General features: G+C 69.6%; 2 protein-coding genes. Both read left to right on the plus strand.

Annotated features, from left to right (window positions below; all coding sequences use genetic code 11):
* Window positions 1-218 precede the first annotated feature (218 nt).
* Complete coding sequence (locus B0W88_RS31430; RefSeq protein ID WP_077038376.1) at window positions 219-1,136, plus strand: DUF2167 domain-containing protein; 918 nt, start codon at window positions 219-221, stop codon at window positions 1,134-1,136.
* Window positions 1,137-1,146: 10 nt separating this feature from the next.
* Window positions 1,147-1,860, plus strand: a complete 714-nt coding sequence (locus tag B0W88_RS31435; protein WP_077038377.1) for a site-2 protease family protein — start codon at window positions 1,147-1,149, stop codon at window positions 1,858-1,860.
* The last annotated feature ends 151 nt before the right edge of the window (window positions 1,861-2,011 follow it).

A 2,011-nucleotide genomic window follows, 5' to 3' on the forward strand; every position in this document is an offset into this window, starting at 1 on the left:
GTTGCAGGGCGTTCAGGGGCATCAGGGGGCGGCGGCGTTGGCTGACCCGCATGATGCTCAGCGCGACGCGGCGACTCGCCTTCAAACAGGGGAGCGCACCCGCCTCCGAGGGTGCCGATTCACCTGCGCGCGACCCCGCGCTCCCGGGCCAATGCCCAGGCCGGGCCGGCCCGACAAGGCCTATGCTCGCGGCCCATCTCAACAAGCAACAAGCCGCCATGTCCCCGCGCCTCCTGCCCGCCATCGGCCTCACGGCCCTGCTGTTCACCCTTGGCGCCACCCATGCCGCCGCGAACGACGGAGCGCCGCCGGATGCCAGGCAGGCCTTCGCGGAAGCGCAGAAGGTCCGGGTCGCCGGGCCCGCGGACATCCCGCTGGCCGGCCAGGCCGTGCTGCACCTGCCGGCCGGCGAGGTCTTCATCCCGCAGCCGCAGGCGGCCAAGGTGATGGTGGCGATGGGCAATCCCGGCCAGCATGCCGACCTGCAGGGCCTGGTGTTCCCGCAAGGCGACAAGGAGGAATGGTTCGCCACGCTGCGCTACATCGCCTCGGGCTACATCAAGGACGGCGATGCCAAGGAGTGGGACGCCGACGACATGCTGAAGTCCTTCCGCGAGGGCACGGAAGCGGCCAACGAGGAGCGGGCCAAGATGGGCGTCACGCCGCTGGAGATCGTCGGCTGGGCCGAGAAGCCGGCCTACGCGGCCGACACCCACCGCCTGGTCTGGGCCATGGCCTCGCGCGAGAAGGGCGCGCCGGCCGATGCCGCGCGCGGCGTCAACTACAACACCTATGCGCTGGGCCGCGAGGGCTACATCAGCATCAACCTGGTCACCGAGCTGAGCGAGTTGCCGCAGCAGAAGCACGTGGCGCACGAACTGCTCGCCGGCCTGGAGTTCGACAAGGGCAAGGCCTACGCCGACTTCAACGGCTCCACCGACCATGTGGCCGAGTACGGCCTGGCCGCGTTGGTGGTGGGCGTGGGCGCCAAGAAGCTGGGCCTGCTGGCCGTGGTGTTCGCCTTCCTGGCCAAGTTCGCCAAGCTGGCGATCCTGGCGGTGGCCGGCGTCGGCGCCGCAGCGGCCAGGCTGTTCAAGCGCAAGGACAGCAAGACGGACATCCCGCCGCAGGCATGATGATGCCCGCATGAAACTGCTGCTGCTTCTCTTCTCCGGTCTCAAGTTCGGCAAGCTGCTGGCCAGCGGCGGCACCATGCTGCTGTCTCTGCTGGTCTATGCCGCCGTCTATGGATGGCGTTATGCCGCCGGCTTCATCGCGCTGCTGTTCGTGCACGAGATGGGCCACTACATCGCCGCGCGCCACAAGGGCCTGCCGGTCGGACTGCCCACCTTCATTCCCTTCGTCGGCGCCTGGATCGAACTGAAGCAGATGCCGCACGACGCGCAGACCGAAGCCTTCGTCGGCCTCGGCGGGCCGCTGCTGGGCACCGTCGGCGCCACCTGCTGCTACCTGCTGGCGCGCAGCTGGGATGCCGACTGGCTGCTGGCCGTGGCCTACGCCGGCTTCTTCCTGAACCTGTTCAACCTGATCCCGCTCTCGCCCTTCGACGGCGGGCGCATCACGGCCGTGCTGTCGCCGCGCATCTGGCTGCTGGGCGTGCCGATCCTGGTGGGCCTGTTCTTCTGGCGGCCCAGCCCGATCCTGATCCTGTTCGCGATCCTGGCCTACCCGCAGGTGATGAAGGCCTTGCGCTTCCGCAAGGACAGCGTGGAAGCGCAGACCTACTACGCGGTGCCCGCCGCGGTGAAGTGGGAGTACGGCAGCTACTACCTGGTGCTGGCAGCCTTCCTCGCGCTGATGACGCACGACGTGCACGAGATGCTGGGCGGCCGATCCTAGGGTCCCTGGATCGCTGCGCGGATCGCCGCCAGCAGCTCGGCCTCCGCCAGCGGCTTGTGCAGCAGCGGCAGGCCGGCCTCGGCGGCGGCGCGCAGGCCGGCGGCCGTGGTGTCGCCGCTGATCAGCAGCGCAGGCAGGCCGGGCAGCGCGC

The sequence above is a fragment of the Pelomonas sp. KK5 genome, from assembly GCF_001984095.1.
GTDB lineage: Bacteria > Pseudomonadota > Gammaproteobacteria > Burkholderiales > Burkholderiaceae_C > KK5.